Annotated in this window: 17 protein-coding genes; 14 read left to right on the top strand and 3 right to left on the bottom strand. The window is 73.8% G+C overall.

All coding sequences use genetic code 11. The annotated features are described in order from the left end of the window. Window positions 1-145 precede the first annotated feature (145 nt). The 11 genes from mdeB (at window position 146) to FF100_RS19840 (ending at window position 13312) form a co-directional block, all read left to right on the top strand. The gene (gene mdeB / locus FF100_RS19890; protein ID WP_139037432.1) at window positions 146-2878 is read left to right on the top strand and encodes an alpha-ketoglutarate dehydrogenase; all 2733 of its coding nucleotides are present in this window, start codon (window positions 146-148) and stop codon (window positions 2876-2878) included. 462 nt (window positions 2879-3340) lie between these two features. Further along, a complete protein-coding gene (locus FF100_RS19885; RefSeq protein WP_139037430.1) occupies window positions 3341-3592 on the top strand; it encodes a hypothetical protein in 252 nt (83 codons plus the stop codon). Window positions 3593-4088: 496 nt separating this feature from the next. Next, complete coding sequence (locus FF100_RS19880; protein ID WP_171070267.1) at window positions 4089-5084, top strand: AAA family ATPase; 996 nt, start codon at window positions 4089-4091, stop codon at window positions 5082-5084. 2 nt (window positions 5085-5086) lie between these two features. Next, on the top strand, window positions 5087-6013 hold the full coding sequence (locus FF100_RS19875) for a DUF58 domain-containing protein (RefSeq protein WP_139037427.1): 927 nt from the start codon (window positions 5087-5089) through the stop codon (window positions 6011-6013). Beyond that, window positions 6000-6425: a DUF4381 family protein gene (locus tag FF100_RS19870; RefSeq protein WP_139037425.1), complete on the top strand. Its 426-nt coding sequence runs from the start codon at window positions 6000-6002 to the stop codon at window positions 6423-6425. The genes FF100_RS19875 and FF100_RS19870 overlap by 14 nt, the downstream gene beginning before the upstream one ends. 5 nt (window positions 6426-6430) lie before the next feature. Next, window positions 6431-7399 (top strand): VWA domain-containing protein, encoded by a 969-nt coding sequence (locus FF100_RS19865; RefSeq protein ID WP_139037423.1) that lies wholly within the window; start codon window positions 6431-6433, stop codon window positions 7397-7399. Beyond that, window positions 7396-8319 (top strand): vWA domain-containing protein, encoded by a 924-nt coding sequence (locus FF100_RS19860; protein ID WP_139037422.1) that lies wholly within the window; start codon window positions 7396-7398, stop codon window positions 8317-8319. Before FF100_RS19865 ends, FF100_RS19860 begins: the two co-directional genes overlap by 4 nt. Then, entirely contained in the window at window positions 8319-9140 is an 822-nt protein-coding gene (locus FF100_RS19855) for a tetratricopeptide repeat protein (RefSeq protein WP_246102177.1), read from the top strand. Before FF100_RS19860 ends, FF100_RS19855 begins: the two co-directional genes overlap by 1 nt. Beyond that, a complete protein-coding gene (locus FF100_RS19850; protein WP_246102176.1) occupies window positions 9134-10417 on the top strand; it encodes a hypothetical protein in 1284 nt (427 codons plus the stop codon). Before FF100_RS19855 ends, FF100_RS19850 begins: the two co-directional genes overlap by 7 nt. A gap of 99 nt (window positions 10418-10516) precedes the next feature. After that, window positions 10517-11755, top strand: a complete 1239-nt coding sequence (locus FF100_RS19845; protein WP_139037421.1) for an allantoate amidohydrolase — start codon at window positions 10517-10519, stop codon at window positions 11753-11755. A gap of 279 nt (window positions 11756-12034) precedes the next feature. Beyond that, on the top strand, window positions 12035-13312 hold the full coding sequence (locus FF100_RS19840; RefSeq protein WP_139037420.1) for an NAD(P)/FAD-dependent oxidoreductase: 1278 nt from the start codon (window positions 12035-12037) through the stop codon (window positions 13310-13312). An 85-nt stretch (window positions 13313-13397) separates the two neighbouring features. Here the strand turns inward: FF100_RS19840 and FF100_RS19835 are convergent, their stop codons facing one another. Together FF100_RS19835 and FF100_RS19830 are read right to left on the bottom strand one after the other, a co-directional pair. Beyond that, window positions 13398-15356, bottom strand: a complete 1959-nt coding sequence (locus FF100_RS19835; RefSeq protein WP_139037418.1) for a methyl-accepting chemotaxis protein — start codon at window positions 15354-15356, stop codon at window positions 13398-13400. A gap of 109 nt (window positions 15357-15465) precedes the next feature. Continuing rightward, window positions 15466-17607 carry a PAS domain-containing hybrid sensor histidine kinase/response regulator gene (locus FF100_RS19830; protein ID WP_139037416.1) on the bottom strand — a complete coding sequence of 714 codons (2142 nt, stop codon included), beginning with the start codon at window positions 17605-17607 and terminating at the stop codon, window positions 15466-15468. Between the two features lie 272 nt (window positions 17608-17879). Between FF100_RS19830 and FF100_RS19825 the strand changes: the two genes are divergently transcribed. Next, the gene (locus FF100_RS19825; RefSeq protein ID WP_139037414.1) at window positions 17880-19514 is read left to right on the top strand and encodes a dihydroxyacetone kinase subunit DhaK; all 1635 of its coding nucleotides are present in this window, start codon (window positions 17880-17882) and stop codon (window positions 19512-19514) included. A gap of 13 nt (window positions 19515-19527) precedes the next feature. Here FF100_RS19825 and FF100_RS19820 read toward each other — a convergent pair whose 3' ends face one another. Further along, window positions 19528-20094, bottom strand: a complete 567-nt coding sequence (locus FF100_RS19820) for a Ros/MucR family transcriptional regulator (RefSeq protein WP_139037559.1) — start codon at window positions 20092-20094, stop codon at window positions 19528-19530. A 307-nt stretch (window positions 20095-20401) separates the two neighbouring features. On the opposite strand from FF100_RS19820, the gene FF100_RS19815 reads away from it, so the two are divergent. Both FF100_RS19815 and FF100_RS19810 read left to right on the top strand, forming a co-directional pair. After that, complete coding sequence (locus tag FF100_RS19815) at window positions 20402-20611, top strand: ferredoxin (RefSeq protein WP_139037412.1); 210 nt, start codon at window positions 20402-20404, stop codon at window positions 20609-20611. Then, a complete protein-coding gene (locus tag FF100_RS19810; RefSeq protein ID WP_139037411.1) occupies window positions 20608-21888 on the top strand; it encodes an NAD(P)/FAD-dependent oxidoreductase in 1281 nt (426 codons plus the stop codon). Before FF100_RS19815 ends, FF100_RS19810 begins: the two co-directional genes overlap by 4 nt.

Raw genomic sequence — 21888 nt, 5'->3', positions numbered from 1 at the left:
GTGGCGGGTGCGTCAGGCAAAAACGACCGCCGCTCCCTGCTCTCGCGAAAATGTTTTCCACTTCCACCTGAAACGCCGGCAAACGAAGCAGCCTCTGCCGCGACCGGGGGATTACCCTGGCGCCATCGATGGGAGACACGACGCCATGAGCGCGAGCGCCAAGCCGATCCCGGCCGTGCCGGTCAACGAGAACGAGCGCCCGAATGGGCAGCCGATCCTGGGTCCCCGCGGCGTGGCCGATCCGGATCCGGCCGAGACCGCGGACTGGCTCGCCTCGCTCGAATCGGTGCTCCGCCACGGCGGTGCGGCCCGCGCCCGCTTCCTGCTCGACCGGCTGGAGCAGAAGGCGCGGGAGATCGGCGTCGTCGAGGAGGCGCCGCCCTACTCGCCCTACCGCAACACGATTCCGCTGGAGAAGCAGCCGCCCTATCCCGGCGACCTCGGCGTCGAGGAGCGCATCACCTCGATCATGCGCTGGAACGCGCTCGCCATGGTGGTGCGGGCCAACATGGCCTATGGCGAGCTCGGCGGCCACGTCGCCTCCTACGCCTCCGCCGCCGAGATCTTCGAGCTCGGCTTCAACCACTTCTTCCAGGCCGGCGACGCGTCCGGGGCCGGCGCCGACCTCGTGTTCTTCCAGCCGCATTCGGCGCCCGGCGTCTATGCCCGTGCCTTCCTGGAGGGGCGGCTCTCCGAGACGAACCTGAAGCATTACCGCCAGGAGATCGCCGGCGAGGGCCTGTGCTCCTACCCGCATCCCTGGCTGATGCCCGAGTTCTGGCAGGTGCCGACCGGCTCGATGGGCATCGGGCCGATGAACGCGATCTACCAGGCGCGCTTCATGCGCTACCTGAGCGACCGGGGCCTCGCCGACACCGCCGGCCAGCACGTCTGGGGCGTGTTCGGCGACGGCGAGATGGACGAGCCGGAATCGATCGGCGCCCTGACCCTGGCGGCCCGCGAAAAACTCGACAACGTCACCTTCGTCATCAACTGCAACCTGCAGCGCCTCGACGGCCCGGTGCGCGGCAACGGCCAGATCATCCAGGAGCTGGAGAGCGTCTTCCGCGGCGCCGGCTGGAACGTGGTCAAGGTGCTGTGGGGCTCGGAATGGGACGCGATCTTCGCCCGCGACACCAACCACGCCCTGCTGCGCCGCTTCGCCGCCACGGTCGACGGCAAGTACCAGACGCTGGGCGCGAAGGACGGCGCCTACAACCTCGCCCATTTCTTCGGTGAGGACGAGGAGGTGAAGGCGCTGGTCTCCCACATGTCGGATGCCGACGTCGACAAGCTGAAGCGCGGCGGCCACGATTTCCGCAAGCTCTACGCCGCCTTCGCCGCCGCCAAGGCGACCAAGGGCCGCCCGACGGTGATCCTGGCCAAGACCAAGAAGGGTTACGGCATGGGCGGCGCCGGCGAGTCGCGCATGACCGCCCACCAGGCCAAGAAGCTCGACACCGACGCCCTGAAGGCCTTCCGCGACCGCTTCGCCCTGCCGCTCACCGATGCGCAGGTCGAGCGCCTGGAATTCTACAAGCCCGACGAGAACAGCCGCGAGCTGCGCTACCTGCGCGAGCGCCGCGAAAAGCTCGGCGGCTTCCTGCCCAAGCGTCGGCGTACCGCCGCCCACGTCGCCGTGCCGGACCTCAGCACTTACGCCGGCTTCGCGCTCGAGGCCGACGGCAAGGAGATGTCGACCACCACTGCGGCGGTGCGGCTGTTCAGCAGCCTGATCAAGCACAAGGAGCTGGGTCCGCGCGTCGTGCCGATCGTCGCCGACGAAGCCCGCACCTTCGGCATGGCCAACCTGTTCCGGCAGGTCGGCATCTACTCGCCGCTCGGCCAGCTCTACGAGCCGGAGGATGCCGGCTCGATGCTCTACTACAAGGAGTCGCGCGACGGGCAGCTCCTGGAGGAGGGCATCACCGAGGCCGGGGCGATCTCGTCCTGGGCCGCGGCCGCGACGTCCTACAGCGTCCACGGCCTCGCGATGCTGCCGTTCTACATCTACTACTCGATGTTCGGCTTCCAGCGCGTCGGCGACCTGATCTGGGCGGCGGCCGACCAGCGCGCCCGCGGCTTCCTGATCGGCGCCACCGCCGGCCGCACCACGCTCGGCGGCGAGGGCCTGCAGCACCAGGACGGGTCGAGCCACCTCGTCGCCGCGACGATCCCGAATTGCCGCGCCTACGACCCGGCCTTCGCCTACGAGATGGCGGTGATCCTCGATCACGGCGCCCGCGACATGATGGAGCGCGACGTCGACGCGTTCTACTATGTCACGGCGATGAACGAGAATTACGCCCAGCCGTCGATGCCGGAGGGCGTGCGGGACGGGATCATTCGCGGGATGTACCGGTTTGCCGGCTACGGAGATGGTGAGCCGGCTCTCCGTCTCCTCGGCTCAGGGGCGATCCTGCCCGAGGTCATCGCCGCCGCGACGCTGCTGGCCGAGGACTGGGGCATCGCCGCCGAGGTCCACAGCGTCACGAGCTTCAGCGAACTCGCCCGCGAGGCCCGCGAGGTCGAGCGCGCCAACCGCCTGAACCCCGGCCTGCCGCCGAAGCGCAGCCTCGTCGAGGAGTCGCTGTCCGGCTCCGTCCCGGTCGTCGCCGCCACCGACTACGTCCGGGCCTACCCGCAGCTGATCGCGACGGCGATCCAGGCCCGCTACGTGACGCTCGGCACAGACGGCTTCGGCCGCAGCGACACCCGCAGCGCCTTGCGCGCCTTCTTCGAGGTCGACCGGCACCACGTCGTGGTGGCGGCGCTCGCGGCGTTGGCCGACGACGGCAAGCTCGACCGGGCGAGGGTGGCGGAGGCGGTGGCCCGCTACGGGATCAGCCCGAACCGGCCGGCGCCCTGGACGGTGTGACGCATCTCATGACGTGAGGAGGGCGCTCCTCCGCGGAGCGCCCTCCCCCTTCTCCCATATGGGAGAAAGGATCCCGCACGTCCGATCGACGCCGGGTGAGAGGGGATCGAGCGTTTCGCGACGGGTGGAGACTCGCTCGTCGGTAAAAACGCCGCAGAATGAGGGAGATGGAGCGGTATCCGATGGCCGCGCGATCGGCCGGCGCTCCAGCACCGAACCCAGTCAGCTTGACCGTGCGAAGGGCTGTCCAGGGTTATTCATGGACCATATCCCCGGGCCCGTGTCAGCGCGAAAGACCTGAAGACCGAAGCTTGAAGGTTCCGCCTGCGAGGCGGCTCGTAACCGCTAACTTGCTTGAATGCATCAAACCAAGGCGGCCTGTCCGCACTCTCTCGAACCATTTCGAGCCTCAGCCGTTTCCTGTCTCCCATTGAGGCAATACCGAACGAGGGAGAGGCTCTCATGCGCAACTGGGTGTTCGCCGCCGCCACGACTGCCGTGCTGCTGATTTCAGGTGCTCCGAGCTTTGCCCAAGGTATCCGGATCGGGCCTGGCGGCGTGGAGATCGATGATGGACGAGGCTATCGCGAAGACCGCGACGAGCGTCGTCACCGCCGCATGTGTCGTGAGCTTCGTGACCGTTGCGAGAACAGGGACGTGTACGGTGAGGAAGGGCAGGGCAACTGCCGCCGCTACCGCCGCATGTGCGGTTAGGGGAAGGCTGTCGCGCCAGGAGCGGCTCCGCAGCCCCGACGCTTGGATCGAAACGACCGGTTCATGACCTTGTTGGCTGACTGGCCGGTGCGAGACTTGTCAGACGCTCGAACTTCCCAAGTTCGCGCGTCTGACAATCCGTCGCGTGCCCAGATCTTGGTCCGGACAGCAACGATGATCGCGCGGGGCGGCAAGCGGCCCCCCGCTGGGTCAGGTAGCCTGCTACGGGATCGTCCGATGGAGCGGGTACCGGTTCGCCGCAAGCAAGGCCGCAAAATCAGCGAGCGGGAGCAGCGTCCGGTGGCGATGCGCGCGGGCGATACGCCCGGCATCGGGCACTCTCACCCGCCACCGCGGACTTAAGCACACCCCACCCCCGCTACCCGCGGGATTGACGCATCCGAGAAGACGCGGCCTGATCCCCGCAACGCCGGCACGCGAAGCACCGGCCCGAGGGGAGACGCACCGGATGGCGCGAGGCGCTGAGCAGGCCGCGATGCGGAGCATCGTGGGAGCCGACCCCCTGGCGTCCGACGATCCGGTGCGCGCGCGGCTTCATGCCCTGCGGACCGGCCTGGAGGCAGGCCTGATCGGCGCGTCCGGCCTGGTCGAGCGGCTGCTGATCGGGCTCCTCACCGGCGGCCATCTGTTGATCGAGGGCGCGCCGGGTCTCGCCAAGACCCGGGCGGTCAAGCGCCTCGCCGACGGGCTCCACACCGGCTTTGCCCGCATCCAGTGCACCCCCGACCTGATGCCCGCCGACCTCACCGGCACGACGGTCTGGCGGCCCGATGGCGGCCGGTTCGAGTTCCTGGCAGGCCCGCTGTTCCACTCCCTGGTGCTGGTCGACGAGGTCAACCGCGCGCCGCCCAAGGTGCAATCGGCGCTCCTCGAGGCGATGGCCGAGCGGCAGGTCACGGTGGCGGGCACCACCCACCCCCTGCCCGATCCGTTCATGGTGGTGGCGACCCAGAACCCGATCGAGCATGCCGGCACCTTCCCGCTGCCGGAGGCGCAGCTCGACCGGTTCCTGCTCCACGTCGTGGTTGAGATGCCGGACGAGGCTTCGGAGCGCCGCATCCTCGACCTCGTCGAGGGCGAGATGAACGAGGAGGCCGCGCCGATGCCGGTGCGCCTCACCGCCGAGGAACTGCGCGCCGCCCGCACGGCCGCGCTCAAGACCCACGTCTCGCCGGCCCTCAAGGATTTTCTGGTCCGGCTCGTCGCCGCCACGCGCGGCGGTCCGGCGGCGGCCGACCTGCGCGGTGCCATCGAGCACCCGGTCTCGCCCCGCGGCACCCTGGCGCTGATGCTCGCCGGCAAGGCCCGGGCCTACCTGCACGGGCGCGACCACGTCGTGCCGGACGACATCGTGGCGCTCGCCGGCGACGCGCTCGCCCACCGCCTTGCGCTCACCTGGCGCGCCGCCGCCGAGGGGCAGACCGCCCGCGCCCTGGTGGCCGGCCTGCTCGACCGGGTGCGGCCGCTCTGACCATGCTCCCGACCGCATCACGGCCCCGTCCCGGCGCGGATCCGCTCGAGGGCCCCGGCATCGCCGTCGAGGCCGGCGCGCTGATGGGCCTGCGCCACCTCGCCCGCCGCGGCGCCGGGGCGACGAACCGGGCCCGCTCGGGGCTGCCCGGCGGCATCGTCACCCGGCGGCGCGGGCGCGGCAGCGAGCCCGACGACGTGCGCCTCTGGGCCGAGGGCGACGACGTGCGCCACGTCGACCGCAACGCCACTGCCCGCACCGGCACGCTCCACGTCCGCACCCACCACGAGGAGCGCGACCGCGCCGTGGTGCTGCTCGCCGATTTCCGACCCTCGATGCTGGTCGGCACCCGCCGCTCCTTGCGCTCGGTCGCGGCCGCCGAGGCGCTGGCGCTGCTCGGCTGGCGCATCGCCGGCGATGGCGGCCGGATCGGCCTGTGCGCTGCCGGCCCCGAGCCGGTGCTGCTGCCGCCGAGGAGCGGCGGGCGCGGCATGGCGGCTCTCTGCCAGGGTCTCGCCCGGGCGCACGACGCGGCGCTGACGGCCGCCGCGCAAGCCGATCCTCCCTTGGGACCGGCCCTGGAGCGGGCCCGCGCCTTGCTGCCGGCGGGCGGGCATCTGGTCGTGGCGAGCGCCCTCGACGCCCCGGGCGACGGATTCCCCGAGACCCTGGCGGTGCTCGCGGAGCGGATGTCGATAAGCCTGATCCTGGTGAGCGACGCCTTCGAGCGGGCGGCCCCGCCTGGCCTCTACCCCTACGTCACGCCGGACGGGCGGCGCGGCACCGCGCGGACCGGGCCGAGGCGGCCGGCGCCGGAGGAGCGGGTCGCGGGCCTGTCCCGCCTCGGCGTCACGGTGGTGCGCCTCGATGCCGAGACCGGGCCGGAGGGCTTCGCCCCCTTGATGGAGCGGCTCGATGCCGTGCTGTGACGAGGCGCTCGCCGGGCTTCGCGGGCTGCACGCCCCACCCGATCCGGGGCTGGTCCGGCTCGACATGCTGGCGGCGATCGGCGCCGGCCTGGCGCTCGCCGCCCTCGCGGCCTGGCTGCTGCCGCGCTGGCGCGGCCGGCCGATCCGCCGCGCGGCCCTCGCCGAGCTCGCCGCCGCCCGCGACCTGCCGCCGGGCGAGCGGCAGGTCGCCCTCGCACGCCTGAGCCGGCGCCTCGCCCGCAGCCTCGGGGTCGAGGGGGCGGCAGGGCTCGACGCGCGCCTCGGCACCGATTTCTTCCGCACCGGCCCCGGCCGGACGCTGACCGAGCACCTCTACGCCCCGGGCCCGGCGCCGGACCTCGCCGCGGCGGAAGCCGGGCTCGCCCGCCTCGTCGCGCGGCTGCGGGCTTGACGGCGATGGCCGGCCTTGCCTCCCTCGATTTCGCGGCACCGCTCGCCGGCCTGCTCCTGCCGCTGCCGCTCCTCGCCGCCCGGCTGCTGCCGCCGCGCCCGGGCACCAGCGGCGCCCTGACGGTGCCCGCCTCGCTCGTCGCCGGGCTCGACCGCGGCGGGCCGCTCAACCTCGGGACCCGGGGCCGCGCCGCCCTGACCTGGCTCGTCTGGGTCGCCCTGGTGGCGGCGCTCGCCGGCCCGCGGCTGGTCCTGCCGGGTGCGGCGCTGCCGGCCTCCGGGCGGGACATCGTGCTGGCCCTCGATCTCTCGGGCAGCATGGAGCGGATCGACTTCTCGCTCGACGGGCGCAACTCCTCGCGGCTCGCCGCGGTCAAGCGCGTCGGTGCCGACTTCATCCGCCGCCGCGCCGGCGACCGGATCGGCCTCGTCATCTTCGCCGACCAGGCCGACGTGGCGGCGGCGCCCTCCTTCGACACGCAAGCCGTCGCCCGGGCCCTGGAGGAGGCGCAGATCGGCCTCGTCGGCCGCTCGACCGGCATCGGCGACGGGCTCGGCCTCGCCCTGAAGCGCCTCGACGCGCTCCCCGGCCCGTCCAAGGTGGTGGTGCTGCTCTCCGACGGCGCCAACAATGCCGGCCAGACCGCGCCGCGGGACGTCGCGGTGCTGGCCCGCGACCTCGGCATTCGCGTCCACACCATCGCGCTCGGTCCCCGGGACCTCGCCGACGCGAATGGCGAGCAGGACGTGGTCGATTCCGAGGCTCTTCGCGACGTCGCGGCGACGAGCGGCGGCCGGTTCTTCCGCGTGCGCACCACCGACGACCTCGCCGGGGTCGCCGACAGCATCGATGCGCTGGAAGGCGGCCGCGACCGCGCCCCGCCGGTGCCGCTGCGGCGCGATCTCTGGCCGTGGCCGGGCGGGCTGGCGCTGCTCTCCGGCCTCGTGCTCCTGCTGACCCGGCGGGCGGCATGACCGAGGCCTTCACCCTCCTGCGCCCCTGGTGGCTCCTCGCCCTGCCGGTCCTCGGGCTGCTCGCCTGGCGCGCCGCCCACCGTTCGGCGCCGCTCGGCGATTGGGTCCGGGCGGTCGAGCCGCACCTGATGGCGGCGCTCCGGGCCCGCGGGGCGGTGCGGCCGGGGCGGAGCGGCGGGCAATGGCTGCTGGTGCTCGCCGGCGCTCTCCTCGCCCTCGGCCTCGCCGGGCCGGCCGTGGAGCGCCGCGACACCGCGGGCTTCCGCAACCTCGACGCGACGATCCTCGCCCTCGACCTGTCGCGCTCGGTCGCCGAAGGGGGGCGCCTCGGCGAGGCCCGGTCCCTGGCGCAAGGGCTGGCCGAGGCCGCCGGCACCAAGGCCGTGGCCGTCATCGCCTATGCCGGCGACGCCTATCTCGCGGCAACCCCGACCACCGACCGCGACAGCCTCGGCACGATCCTGTTCGCCCTCGACGGCACCACCGTGCCCGACCGCGGCAGCCATCCGGCCCGGGCCCTGGCGCTCGCCCGCCGCACCCTCGCGGAGGGCGCCATCGTGACCGGCGATGTGGTGCTGGTGACCGATGGCGGCGGCCTCGACGAGGCCGCGTCGCGCGAGGCGGCGGCCCTTCGGAGCGACGGCCATCGGCTGCACACGATCCTGGTCCCGGCGGGCACCGCCCTGCCGCCCGATGCAGCCCGGCCGGACGGCACCGGCCTCGCGCGCCTCGCGACTCTCGGCGGCGGCGCGGCCGGCAGCCTCGACGCCCCGGCCGCGGTCGTCGCGGCCGTGTCGGAGAGCGTCGCCCGCCACCTCGCGGAGGGGGGGTACGCGGTGCTGGCCTGGCAGGATCTCGGCCGCTTCCTCGCCGGCCTCGCGCTCGTCCCGGTCCTGCTCCTGTTCCGGCGGAGCGCCTGATGCGGATCCTCCTCGCCGCCGGTGCGATCGTCCTGGCGGGGCTCGCCGTCGAGCCCGCGGCGTTTGCCCGCCTGCTGCTCGGCGCCGGGCTGCCGGGGCTGGCCGCGCGCATCAGCGACGATCCGGACTGGCGCGGCACCGCCCTCTACACGGCGGGCCGCTACGCGGACGCCGCGCACGCCTTCTCGAAATCTCCCTACAACCGCGGCAACGCGCTGGCCCTCGCCGGCGACCTCAAGGGGGCGCTCGCGGCTTACGAGGCGGCCCTCGCCCGCGACCCGTCGGACGAGGACGCCAGGGCCAACCGCGAGTTGATCGCCCGCCTCCTCGACACGCCGGACGCCCCTGGCGGCCGCACCGCCGGCCAGGCCAACGCCCAGGCCGACGCTGCCACCCGCTACGCCACCAAGACCGAATCGGATGCCGACGATCCCGGCACCGCCTCCAGCGGCGAGGGCCTGGCCGGCCACCGCGAGGCCTCCTCGGCCGCCGATTCGCCCGGCAATTCCAAGGCCGCCCGCACCGGCCGGGCCGAGCAGCGTTCGGTCGATCCCGGCCGCGGCCAGGCCCGCGGCTCGGCGAGCGACGCCGAGGGTGGCGGGCGCCGGGGCGGCGGCAATGCCAGCGTGTCCGAGGTGGTCGAGCGCGAGGTCCGCCGGGTCTCGAAGAGCTTCGAGGCGCGGGAAGTCCGCCCCGACCGGCACTGGCTCGCCACCCTGACCGACGATCCCGGCCGCTTCGTCCGCCTGCGGATCCTCGCCGAGCAGACCCGCCGGCGCGAGGCCGGCACCGCCGTGCAGCCCGGGAGCAACCCATGGTGAGGCAGCCCATGATGGGAGGATGTCTCGTCGCGCTGGCGCTCGCCGCGTCCCCGGCCTTCGCCCTGGAGGATGGCGACCTCAGCCTGACCGTCACCGCCGAGGTGCCCGGCAACGCCACGCCCTATCCGCGCGAGATGGTGCTGCTGCGCATCCGCGGCACCTACCGGGCGCAGATCGCCCTCGAGGAGCTGCGCCAGCCGAGCCTGCCGCATTTCGGCTGGACCCAGCTCGGCCGCGACCACTGGTCCCGCGTCACGATCCAGGGCCAGGAGGCGCGCGGCTTCGAGCGCACCGTGGCGGTGTTCCCGCAAGGGCCCGGCCGCTTCGTCATCGATCCGTTCGTGCACCGCCTGACCCTCGTCGACGGCGGCGAGCGCCGGGTGGTCGAGGTGCGCTCCCCGCCCCTGCCGCTGGCGGTCGCGGCCTGGCAGGGACCGGGCGGACCGGACGCGCCGGAGCCGTGGTGGCTGGCGGCGCAGGACGTGACGGTGACCGACCAGTGGGAGCCCGAGCCCGAGGGATTGAGGCTCGGCGAGCCGGCCCGGCGCACCGTGACGCTGGACGTGCGCGGCGTCACCGCCGACGCCCTGCCGCCGCGGCCGGTGCTGCGTACCCGCGGGGTCCTCACCTTCGCCGGGCCGGTGGAGCGCCAGACCCGCATCACCCCCGCGGGGCCGGTGGCCAGCGTCACCTATCGCTGGGACGTGCGCCCCGGCGTGCCCGAGCCGGTCACCCTGTCGGCGATCTCGATCCCATGGTTCGACACCAGGGCGCGGGTGATGCGCGAGGCTGAGATCCCGGCCCGCATCATCGGCGGCCGCGCCGCGAAGCCTGCCGACGCGGCGCCCCCGCCGCCGCCGATCTCGCCCTGGCGGGCGTTGCTCGCGGGTCTCGCCGCCTTCGGCCTCGGCCTCGGGGCCTGGGGCGCCTTGCGCCGCCGGGAGAGGCCGGCCGCGCCGGCCCTGCGGGCGATCGCCCGGGCGGCCCGGCGCCGCGACGCGGCCGGGTTCCACGCCGCCCTGGCGGAGGCGGCCCGTCGAGACCCGGGCCTCGCCGCGGCATGGCGCGCCGATCCGGGCCTCGCTTCGCGGCTGACCGCCCTCGATGCGGCGTTGTTCGGCGACGGGAGCGCCAAGAGGCTTGACCTCAGGCCTGACCTCCCCGGCCTCGCCCGCCGCCTGTCCGGCTTCGCCCGCGAGCGGGACCGCCGTCGCCCGCGCGCCGCGGCTCGGGACGCGTTGGCGCCGCTCGACGGGCCGTGGCACGCGAAGCCCTGACCTGACGGGGCGGCGGCATGCGCCGCAACCCGGTTGCCCCGACCGGCACCGACCCTGCATATCGCCCGTCCGAAGAGCCCGCAGGGTCGCTGGACTGCCATGACCGAGACCAATCCCCGCCTCGGCGCCCGCGTGATGGCGCTGATCGACGACCTCGCCCGCCACACCGACGAGCCCGGCCGGCTGACCCGGCTCTACCTGTCTCCGGCCCACCGGGCGACGGCCGAGGCGGTGCTCGGCCTGATGCGGGCGGCCGGGATGGCGGCGCGGATCGACGCCGCCGGCAGCGTGGTCGGGCGGATCGAGGGGCGTGAGCCCGGCCTGCCGGCCCTGGTGCTCGGCTCGCACATCGACAGCGTGGTCGATGCCGGGCGCTACGACGGCCCGCTCGGGGTGGCGGCCGGCCTCGTCGTCGCCGAGGAGCTGCGCGGCGTGTCCCTGCCCTTCGCCCTCGAGGTGGTGGCCTTCGGCGACGAGGAGAACGTGCGCTTCCCGACCTCGCTCTCGACCTCGAAGGCCTGGGCCGGGCAGTACAGGCCCGAGTGGCTGGAGGGTCGCGACGCCGCCGGGACCTCCTTGCGCGAGGCGCTTCTCGCCTTCGGGGGCGATCCGGACGGGATCCCGGCGCTGGCCCGCCGCCCGGGCGAGATCGCCGGCTACCTCGAGGTCCATATCGAGCAGGGGCCGGCCCTCGAAGCGGCCGTGCAGCCGGTCGGCGTCGTCTCGGGCATCGTCGGGCTCACCCGGGGGCGCTGCACCGTGACGGGCGAGGCCAACCACGCCGGTACCGTGCCGATGGGGATGCGCCGGGACGCGCTGGCGGCGGCGGCCGAGATGGCGCTGGCGGTCGAGCGCCTGGGCGAGGGCGCGGCGGGCGCGGTCGCGACGGTGGGCGCGCTCGCCGTGGTGCCGGGTGCGGTCAACGTGATCGCCGGCCGGGTCGATTTCAGCCTCGACCTGCGCGCCCCGGAGGATGCGGACCGCAATGCCCTGTTCGCCGCGATCCAGGCCGAGTGCCGGGCGATCGCGCAGCGGCGCGGGGTCAGCTTCACCGCCGAGACCTACATGGACAACCCGGCGGTCGCCCTCGATCCGGGCCTGCGGACGGCCCTCGACCGGGCGGCGCGACGGCTCGGCCACGCGCCCCTGCTGCTGCCCTCGGGCGCCACCCACGACGCGGTGGCGATGGCGGCGCTCGGCCCCTCGGCGATGCTGTTCGTGCGCTGCCGCGGCGGCATCAGCCACAACCCGGCGGAATCGATCACCCTGGAGGATGCCGACGCCGCGACCCGGGTGCTGCTCGGCGCGGTGCGGGATCTGGCGGGGCTGGCACCCTGATCACAGGATTCTCGGAAGACGTTTCCATCGTGTGGACGGGCGCGGGTTTCTCCTCTTCCCACGGTGGCGAGAGGGCGGCCGACCCCCTGCCGGGTCGGCAGCGAGCCCGCCGGGCGAGGGGGGCGGTGGAATCTCCCCCGTCGAGACCTCCTCACCCTTGCTCTCGGCTCGTCACGGCAACGACAAGGGGGCGGTGGCCCCCGCCCGCGGGGAGAGGAGAGAACCCGCGCCCGTCGGCATCCCCGGACGGCACGGCGTAACCCGAATGAGACAAGACTGATGCACCAGGACGAACAGACGGCCGACATCGTGGTGGTCGGCGGCGGGATGGTGGGCCTGTCCTGCGCCATTGCCCTGAAGGACCGGGGGCGGGACGTGGTGCTGTGCGATCCCGGCGAGGCGCGGGCCCGTACCTCCTACGGCAATGCCGGGGTGGTCAGCCGCGGCTCGATCTTGCCCATGGCGGGCCCCGGCCTGTGGGGCAAGCTGCCGGCCTACCTGCGCAACGCCGATGCGGGCCTTCGCTTGCGCCACCTCCACCTCCTGAGGGTGATGCCGTGGGCGGCGCATTTCCTGGCGAGCGCCCGCACCTCGGCCTGGCGCCGGGCCGCCGCCGCGCTCGCCCCGCTGACGAGTGCCGCCTACCCCGAGCACCGGCGCCTCTCCGCGCGGGCCGGCGTCCCCCATCTCCTGCGCGAATGCGGCTGGGTGAAGCTCTACCGCACCGAGGACGCCTTCGCGGGGGCGGCCCTGGAGCGCGAGATCCTCAGCCATCACGGCGTGCCGTTCGACATTCTCGACGGGCCGGCGATCCAGGCGCTGGAACCGGCGCTGATCCGTCCCTTCGCCCGGGCGATGCTGCTGCCGGAAACCGGGGCCGTCGCCGATCCGGGAGGGCTCGTCGAGGCGTGCGAGCAATTGTTCGCCGGCCTCGGCGGGCGCAGTCTGCGCACCACCGTGACCCGCCTGGAGCCGGATGCCGAGGTCTGGCGCGTCGTCCATCCGGGCGGGACGGTGCGGACGCGCCACGTGGTGCTGGCGACGGGGGCAGCGGCGCACGAGCTCGCCCGGCCCCTCGGCTACCGCTTCGCCTTTGCGGCCGAGCGCGGCTACCACCGCCACTACGCGCTTCAGCCCGGCAGCCCGGCCCTGAACCGGCCGATCTACGACACCGGTGCCGCCTCGATCCTGTCGCCGATGGGCGAGGGGCGGGTGCGGGTGCTCTCCGGCGTCGAGGTCGCCGACCGCCACGCCGCTCCGGATTACCGCCAGATCGAGGCGGCGGCCCGCGAGGCCGCCGGCACTGTGCGCCTCGGCCAGCCGCTCGACAACCGGCCCTGGCTCGGCTCGCGCCCCTCGACCCCCGACGGCCTGCCGGTGATCGGTCCCGCGCCGCGCCATGACGGCCTGATCTTCGCCTTTGGCCACGGCCATATCGGCCTCTCGACCGGTCCGATCACCGGTCAGCTCGTCGCCGACCTCGCCACCGGGCGAATGCCGGCGGTCCCGGTGGAGCCGTTCGCGCCGGGACGGCTGCTCGGATGGCCGCGGCTATAGGGGGTCGTCAGCCCCGCACACCCCGGCAGACGCTTCGATAAGCCGGCTAATCAGATGCTTTCCAGTGGAAAGCATCGCGGCGGCCTCACTCCACGAAGCGCAGGCCGACCTCGCAGCCGTGCTGTCGCACCACCTCGCAGGGGCGCGCCGGCTTGTCCTCGACCTGCAGCACGAGGCGGGTGGGGAGCCGCACCGGCCGCTCGAGCGCGATCTTGGCGCCCGAGGCCGAGAGGTTGAGGACGACGCACCCCATCGACCCGACCGGGCCCGCCCCGTCCGGTAGCACGATCCGGGCGGGCAGCGAGGTGCGGACCCGGTCCTGGATCCGCCGCTCCTCCAGGCCGACCAGCCATTCGTCGAGGTTGCCGGCGATGTCGGCGACACCCGCCGCGGTGACCTGGACGTTGGTGCTGACGTCGCCGCTCGTGCTGCGCTGGCGCTCGCTCGCGACGGTCGTCTCGGCGATGAAGCCCTGCACGGCATCGACCGCGCCGCTGATCGAGCCCAGGGCCTCGGCGACCTCGCGCGACACCGCCTGCATCGCGCCGATCTCGCCCGAGATCCGGCTCGTCGCCGCCTGGGCCTGGCCGGCGAGGTTCTTCACCTCGGCCGCCACGACCGCGAAGCCGCGGCCCGCCGCGCCGGCGCGCGCCGCCTCGATCGTCGCGTTCAGCGCCAGGAGGTTGATCTGCTCGGCGATGGCGGTGATCGCCTCGACCACGCCGTTCATCGACTGGGCGGCCTCGTCGAGGCGCGCCGTGGCCTTGCCCGCCCATCCCATTCGCTCCTGGATCGCCTCGACCGCCTCGCGCGACTGTCCCATGCGGTCGGCGATCGCCGTCGAGGTGCGGTGCAGGTCCTCGGAGGCCGTCGCCACCGCCTGGACCCGGGTCAGGGTCGTCTCGGCCGCGGCGATCGCCCGGGACCGCACATTCATGCTGTGGGTGACGTCGGTGGCGAACTTGATCACCTTGCAGGGGCGGCCGTTGAGGTCGAGCACGGGATTGTAGGTCGCCTGGATCCACACCTCCCGGCCGCCCTTGCCGAGGCGCTGGTAGACCGCCGCGGAGTAGCGCCCGGCCCGCAACCCCTCCCAGAACTCGGCGTAGCTCCGGCTCTCGGCCTGATCGGGGGTGACGAACATCCGGTGGTGGCGACCGACGACCTCGTCGAGGCCGTAGCCCATCGCCTTCAGGAAATGGCCGTTGGCATCGAGGATGACGCCGTCCATGTCGAACTCGATCACCGCCTGCGAGCGCAGCGCCGCGTCGATCTTGCCGGCGGTGTCGGCCGCGTGCTGCTTGGCGGCGGTGATGTCGGTGGCGTACTTGACGATCTTCAGGGTGCGGCCGGCCGCGTCGAGGATCGGGTTGTACGTCGCCTGGATCCAGACCTCGTTGCCCGCCTTGCCCCGGCGCTTGAACTCGCCCGCATGGTACTGGCCGCGGGCGAGCCGAGCCCAGAAGTCGCGGTAATCCGGCGCCTCGGCCTCGTCCGCGGTGACGAACATCCGGTGGTGGCGACCGGCGATCTCGTCGAGGCCGTAGCCCATCGCGGCGAGGAAATGCGGGTTGGCGTCGAGGATCGTCCCGTCGGGGGCGAAGTGGATCACCGCCTGCGAGCGGTTGATCGCCGTGATCTGGCCGGCGGCATCGGTCGCCGCCTGCTTCTCGGCGGTGATGTCGAGGGCGAACTTCACGATCCGGACCGGCCGGCCGCGGGCGTCGAGCACCGGGTTGTAGCTGGCGCGGATCCAGACCTCGCGCCCGCCCTTGGCCAGGCGCCGGAACTCGGCGCTGTGGATCTCGCCTCGGCGCAGGGTGTTCCAGAACGCCTCGTAGGCGGGATCCGCCGCCTCGGCACGGTCGACGAACAGGCGGTGGTGACGGCCGCGCACCTCCGCGAGGTCGTAGCCCATCAGCCTCAGGAAATTCTCGTTCGCCTCGATCAGGATCCCGTCCAGGTCGAAGGCGACGACGGCCTGGGAGCGCTCGATGGCGTCCAGCTTGGCGGCGGTGCTGGAGTGGCGCGCGGTGGCGAACATGGGGATGACTCAGGACACTTTTGGGCGTCCCATCAATTGAGCACGACGGGATTTAACGCGACGTGACATCGGCTAATCCCGCGTCCGAACGCCGCATTCCCGTCCCGCCTCAGGCCCGGCCGATCATCTCGCGGATCCGCAGCGCCAGGGCCTCGACCACGAAGGGCTTGGTCAGCACCGCGGTGCCGGGCTCGAGCTGGCCGGAGCCGAGCGCCGCGGTCTCGGCGTAGCCGGTGATGAACAGCACCTTGAGGCCCGGCCGCCGCACCCGGCCGGCATCCGCCATCTGGCGGCCGTTCATCCCTCCGGGCAGGCCGACATCGGTGACGACGAGGTCGATGCGCGCGTCGGATTGCAGCACCCTGAGGCCGGCCGCGCCGTCCACCGCCTCGATCGCGGTGTAGCCCAGGTCTTCCAGCACCTCGGTCACCAGCATCCGCACGGTCGGCTCGTCGTCGACGATCAGCACGGTCTCGCCCTGCTCGGCCCGGGGCGCGTCGGCGGGGCGCGCCTGCTCCGCCTCGGCCTCGGAGGCGCCGTAGTGGCGCGGCAGGAGCAGCCGCACCGTGGTGCCGCGCCCGACCGCCGAGGCGATCCGCACCTGCCCGCCCGATTGCTGGGTGAAGCCGTAGATCATCGACAGGCCGAGGCCCGTGCCTTGTCCTAAGGGCTTGGTGGTGAAGAACGGGTCGAAGGCACGCTGGATCACCTCGGGCGCCATCCCGCTACCGCTGTCGGTCACGCCGAGCGACAGGTACTCGCCGGGCGGGATCCCGTGGTCCCGGGCCGCCGCCGCGTCGAGGACGAGGTTCCCGGTCGCGATGGCGATGCGGCCGCCGTCGGGCATCGCGTCGCGGGCGTTGAGACAGAGGTTGAGCAGCGCGTTCTCGAGCTGGGGCGGATCGACCAGCACGGTCCAGAGGTCGGAGGATCCCTCCACGGCGATCTCGTTCGCCGGGCCGACGCTGCGCCGAATCAGCTCCTCCATCCCGGCGACGAGGTGGTTGACGTCGGTCGGGCGCGGGTCGAGCGTCTGGCGGCGCGAGAAGGCGAGCAGCCGATGCGTCAACGCCGCGGCGCGCTTCGCCGCGCCCTGCGCGGCGTTGACATAGCGGTCGACGTCCTTGAGCCGGCCCTGGCCGATGCGGGTCTGCATCAGCTCAAGCGAGCCGGAGATGCCGGCGAGCAGGTTGTTGAAGTCGTGGGCGAGGCCGCCGGTGAGTTGGCCCACCGCCTCCATCTTCTGCGACTGGCGCAGGGCCTCCTCGGCCCGCATCAGCTCGGCGGTGCGCTCGGCCACCTGCTGCTCCAGCGTCTCGGTCAGCGCCCGCAGCATCGTGGTGGCGCGGTCGCGCTCGGCCTCGACGGCGCGGCGCTCCTCGACGTCGATCAGGACGCCGGGGAAGCTCAGCGGGGTGCCGTCCGGCGCGTGGTCGACCCGCCCGTTCGCTTCGAGCCAGTAGTAGTTCCCATCGGCTCGCCGGGTCCGGTACTGATGCGCGTAGGCGCCGCCGCGGATCACCACCGCGTCGATCGCCGCGATCAGGCCGGCCCGGTCGTCGGGATGCACCGTCTCGATCACCTGCTCCAGGTTCAGGCCCTCGCGGCCGAGTGCCGGATCGAGGCCGAAGCTGCGGGCGAAGGCCTCGTCGACGGTGAAGCGGTCGGTCGGCAAGTCCCAGAACCAGGTGCCGATGATCGCCCCGGCCGAGAGGGCGAGCTGGACCCGCTGGATGTTCTCGCGCGCCACCGCCTCGCTCTCGCGCAGGAGCCGGGTCGCGGTCACCTGGGCGGTGGTCTCGTTGGTCAGGATGAACAGGCCGGCGACGTGGCCCGCGCCATCGAGGACTCGCGAATAGGAGAAGGTCCACCAGGTCTCGGCCTCGCCCCGGTCGGTGCCGAGCTTCCACGGCAGGTCGACGAAGCGCCGGCTGCGCCCCGCCAGGGCGTCGTCGATGATCGGCTTCGCCTGCTCCCAGCCGTCGGCCCAGACCTTGTCGAAGCGCTCGCCCATCGCCCAGCCGAGGCGGGGGCCGAGCAGCGGGAAATAGGTCTCGTTGAAGAAGAAATGCAGCTCCGGCCCCCAGGCCAGGATCATGCTCTCGGGCGAGTTCAGCACCAGGGAGAGCGCCGTGCGCAGGGCCTCGGGCCACGTCTCCGGGCCCCCGAGCGGGTGGCCGGACCAGTCGCGCGCGCGGATCATCTCGGCCGCGCGGCCGCCGCCGGCCAGGAACGGGAGGGGGTCGGTCATCGGCGTGGCGGCGGGTTCACCAGGGGCGGGCATCGATCGGGACGGGTCGGCTCGGCGCCGCTGCGACACGGCCCCGGCGGATCTGGCGATTCGGTGCGACCTGCCCGACGGGGAGAGTCGCGTCTTATTGCCGAACGCGGGCGATTCGGCAAAGCCGTCCATAGGGGCAGGCGCCGCCCGCGATGGCGGTCCGTCCGCGCGTTTGGCAGGATCGATCCGGCACGGCCGATCGCGGCATGACCCGGGGCGGCTCCGTGCCAGGGGAGGATCGGATGGCCCACTTCATCAACGACCGCGCCGCCCTGGTGGCGGAGGCGGTGGACGGCCTCGTCGCCGGCAGCGGCGGGCGGCTCGCCCGCCTCGACGGGGACCCGTCGATCCGGGTCGTGCTGCGGGCCGATTGGCGGGCCGACCGGGTCGCGGTGGTCTCGGGCGGCGGCTCGGGCCACGAGCCGGCCCATGCGGGCTTCGTCGGGCCGGGCCTGCTCACGGCGGCCGTCTGCGGCGACGTCTTCGCCTCGCCCTCCGTCGACGCGGTGCTGGCCGGCATCCTGGCGGTGACCGGGCCAGCCGGCTGCCTCCTGATCATCAAGAACTATGCCGGCGACCGGCTGAATTTCGGGCTCGCGGCCGAGCGGGCCCGGGCCCGCGGGCTCGCGGTCGAGACGGTGACGGTGGCCGACGACGTCGCGATTCCCGGGGCGGCGCAGCCTCGCGGCATCGCCGGCACGCTTCTGGTGCACAAGGCGGCGGGCTTCGCGGCGGAGAGCGGGCGCCCCCTCGCCGAGGTGGCGCAGGCGGCGCGGGCCGCCGCCGCCGGGGTGAGGTCGCTCGGCATCGCGGTCTCGGGCTGCACGATGCCGGGCGGGGCGGCGGAAGCCCGGCTCGCCCCGGGGGAGGCCGAGCTCGGCCTCGGCATCCACGGCGAGCCCGGCATCGAGCGCATCGCCCTGCCGCCGGCCGGCGACCTCGCCCGCCTGATGACGGCGCGCCTCGCCGGGGCCCTGCCGCAGGACGGACCGCTCGCCCTCCTGGTCAACAACCTCGGCGGCACCACGGCCCTGGAGATGCAGGTGCTGACGGGGGCGGTGCTGGCGACGCCGCTCGGCGCGCGGGTGCGCCTGCTCCTCGGCCCGGCCGCCGCGATGACGGCCCTCGACATGCACGGCGCCTCCCTGTCGCTGATGCCCCTCGACGCGGCGATGGAGCGCGCGCTCACCGCCCCGACCGAGGTGCCGGCCTGGCCGCAAGCGGTGCCCGTCGCGGCCCCGGCGGCGACGCGGCCCCTGCCCGACCGTCTCGACCGGGGCCCGGCGCCGGCGCCCTCGCACGATCCTGCGGTGGCTGCCGCGCTCGACGCCCTCTGTGGCGGCTTGATCGCGGCGGAAGCCGAGCTCAACGCCCTCGACGCCCGGGTCGGGGACGGCGATACCGGCACCACCTTCGCGTCGGCGGCGCGCGCCGTGCTCGCCGAGCGCGACCGGCTGCCCCAGGCCGAGCCCGCCGCCCTGTGCCGCGCCCTTGCCGACCGCCTCGCCCGCGTGGCCGGCGGATCGAGCGGGGTCCTGATGGCGATCTTCGCCGAGGCGACCGGTTCCGGCCTCGCTCAAGGGAAGGGCTGGCCGGCGGCGCTCGAGGCCGGGGTGGTGCGGCTCCAGGCCCATGGCGGGGCGCGTCCCGGCGACCGCACCCTGCTCGACGCCCTGGTGCCGGCGCTCCAGGCCCTGCCCACCGGCGGCCTCGCCGCGGCGGCGCGGGCGGCCGAAGCGGGCGCCGCCGCCACCGCCCGGATGACCCGGGCCGCGACCGGCCGGTCGAGCTACCTCGCCGCCGCCGACCTCGCCGGGGTGGAGGATCCGGGCGCCGTCGCGGTCGCCCGGGCTTTCGCGGCGCTGGCGCGGGCCTGAGTCGCGGCCTTGCTCAGGTGCTGCGCCGGCCGCGCCGGGGCTTGCCCTCGCCCCCGCTCTCGGGCGCCGGGGTGGGCCCGGCCTCCGGCTCGGGAGCGGGCGGGGCGACGATCTCGCCCGCATCGCCGGTTTCGTCCGCGCTCTCCGCCTCGAGCCGCACGGCGCTGCGGCGGCGCTGCTGGCCGAGGCCGAGGGAGCGTGCCAGCTCGGAGCGCTGCTCGGAATAGCTCGCCGAGGTCATCGGATAATCGTGGGGCAGGCCCCACTTCTGGCGATAGGCTTCCGGCGTCAGGCCGCGCAAGGTGAGGTGGCGGCGCAGGGTCTTGTATGACTTGCCGTCCTCGAAGCTGATCAGGAAGTCGTGGGTGATCGAGCGGCGGATCTCCCCCGGCGTCGCCTTCGGATGGACTGGCTCCGGGGCGGATTTTCCGCCCTGCGCCATGTCGTTCAATGCAGCGTACACATCGGCGATCAGCTTCGGCAGCTCGGCGCTTTGCAAATGATTGCTGCTGACATAGGCAGAAATGATATCCGCCGTTAACGTAACGATCTGGTCGTGAGGGTCTGCGGTCTCGTCCATGCCGGCACGCTCTGCGGTCATTGCAAATCGGTTTAACATCCTTAGGTTAGTGTTACCCAAAAATGCAAGGATTATCCGTGGGTAGAAATCGATTTCCCATCGGAAGGCGCTGTGTTAGACTCAACAGGCGCCTGTGACCTTTGCGGCGGCATCGTCCCCTTTGCGCGTTGTCCGACGCGGCGGAGGTGGGTTCGTCGCGGAAAACGTGGTGAAATCAGAGACCTAGAGCAGCGCCCGACGGCCGCGGCCGGAACCCGGCCGTGCCGCTGCGGTTCTTCCGCGTGAACCGACCGCCGAGGAGCCGAGGATGCGCGTCGTCGTCGACCTGAATCGCTGCCAAGCCTACGCCCAGTGCTGCTACGCGGCGCCGGAGCGCTTCGTGCTGCGGGGCGACGAGATGCTGGTCTACGACCCGGCCCCGCCGGAGGCGGAGCGCGCGGCGATCGACCGGGCGGTTCTGGCCTGCCCGGTCCGGGCGATCCGGGTCGAGCCCGCGGCCGCGGAGGGCACGGCGTGAGGGACGGGACGATCGTCGTCGCAGGGGCCTCGCTCGCGGGGTTGCGCGGCGCCGAAGCGCTGCGGGCCGGCGGCTTCTCGGGCCGGCTGGTCCTCGTCGGCGACGAGCCCCACCTGCCCTACGACCGTCCGCCCCTGTCGAAGCACGTCCTCACCGGCGAGATCGCGCCGGAGCGCACGACCCTGCCGGGCGTCGGTACCCTCGCGGCCGAATGGCGCCTCGGCACGCCGGCCGTCGGCCTCGACCGCGCCGGGCGGGTCCTCCTCCTGGCGGGGGGCGAACGCCTGCCCTTCGACCGCCTGCTGATCGCCACCGGGGCCCGCGCCCGGCCCTGGCCGGAGCCCGCCGCGGCGGCCCTGGCGGGCGTCCACACCCTGCGCAGCCGCGACGACGCGGCGGCGCTCGCCGCCGCGCTGGCGGCCCGGCCGGAGCGGGTGCTGATCCTGGGGGCCGGCTTCCTCGGCTGCGAGGCGGCGTCCAGCATCCGCGCCCTCGGCCTGCCGGTCACGGTGGTCGATCCGGCGCCCTCGCCCCTCGCCGGGGCCCTGGGCCAGGTGATCGGCGGCTTCGTCGCCGGGCGGATGGAGGGGGCGGGAATCGATCTGCGCACCGGCACCGAGGTGACGCGGCTCGAGGGCGAGGACGGCCGGGTGCGGCGCGCCCGGCTCGCGGATGGCGGCACGATTCCCGCCGACCTCGTCGTGGTGGCGCTCGGGGCTGTGCGCAACACCGACTGGCTCGCCGGGTCCGGCCTCGACGCGGACGAGGGCGGCCTGTCCTGCGACCGCGCCTGCCGCGCCCTCGACGAGGCCGGCCGGCCCGACGACGCGATCTTCGCGGCCGGCGACGTGGCGCGCTTCCCCCACCCGCTCGACGGCGACCGTCCGGTCGCCCTGGAGCATTGGGGCAACGCCGTCGCGCAAGCCGCCCACGCCGCCCGCGCCATGCTGGCGGGGCCGGAGGCCGCCGGTCCCTACGCCGAGGTGCCGGCCTTCTGGTCGAACCAGTTCGGGCTCACCATCAAGTCCCTCGGGCTGACCGAGGGGGCCGACGCGGTGGCGATCGTCCAGGGCGATCCACGGTCGGCCCGCTTCCTGGCGGCCTATGGCCGGGAGGGTCGCACGGTCGCGGCGGTCTCGATCAATGCCGGGCGCTGGCTGCCCGCCTACGAGGGCGCGATCCGGGAAGGCGCGCCCTTCCCGCCGATCACCGGCGGGGCCGACCAGCCGCGTCCGAAGCCGGTGCCGCCTGGCCTGCCGGCCCCGCAGCCCGCGTGA

The organism is Methylobacterium terricola, assembly GCF_006151805.1.
Classification (GTDB): Bacteria; Pseudomonadota; Alphaproteobacteria; order Rhizobiales; family Beijerinckiaceae; genus Methylobacterium; species Methylobacterium terricola.
Note: the sequence above shows the minus strand (reverse complement) of the source record. Positions and strands in the feature narration are given on the sequence as shown.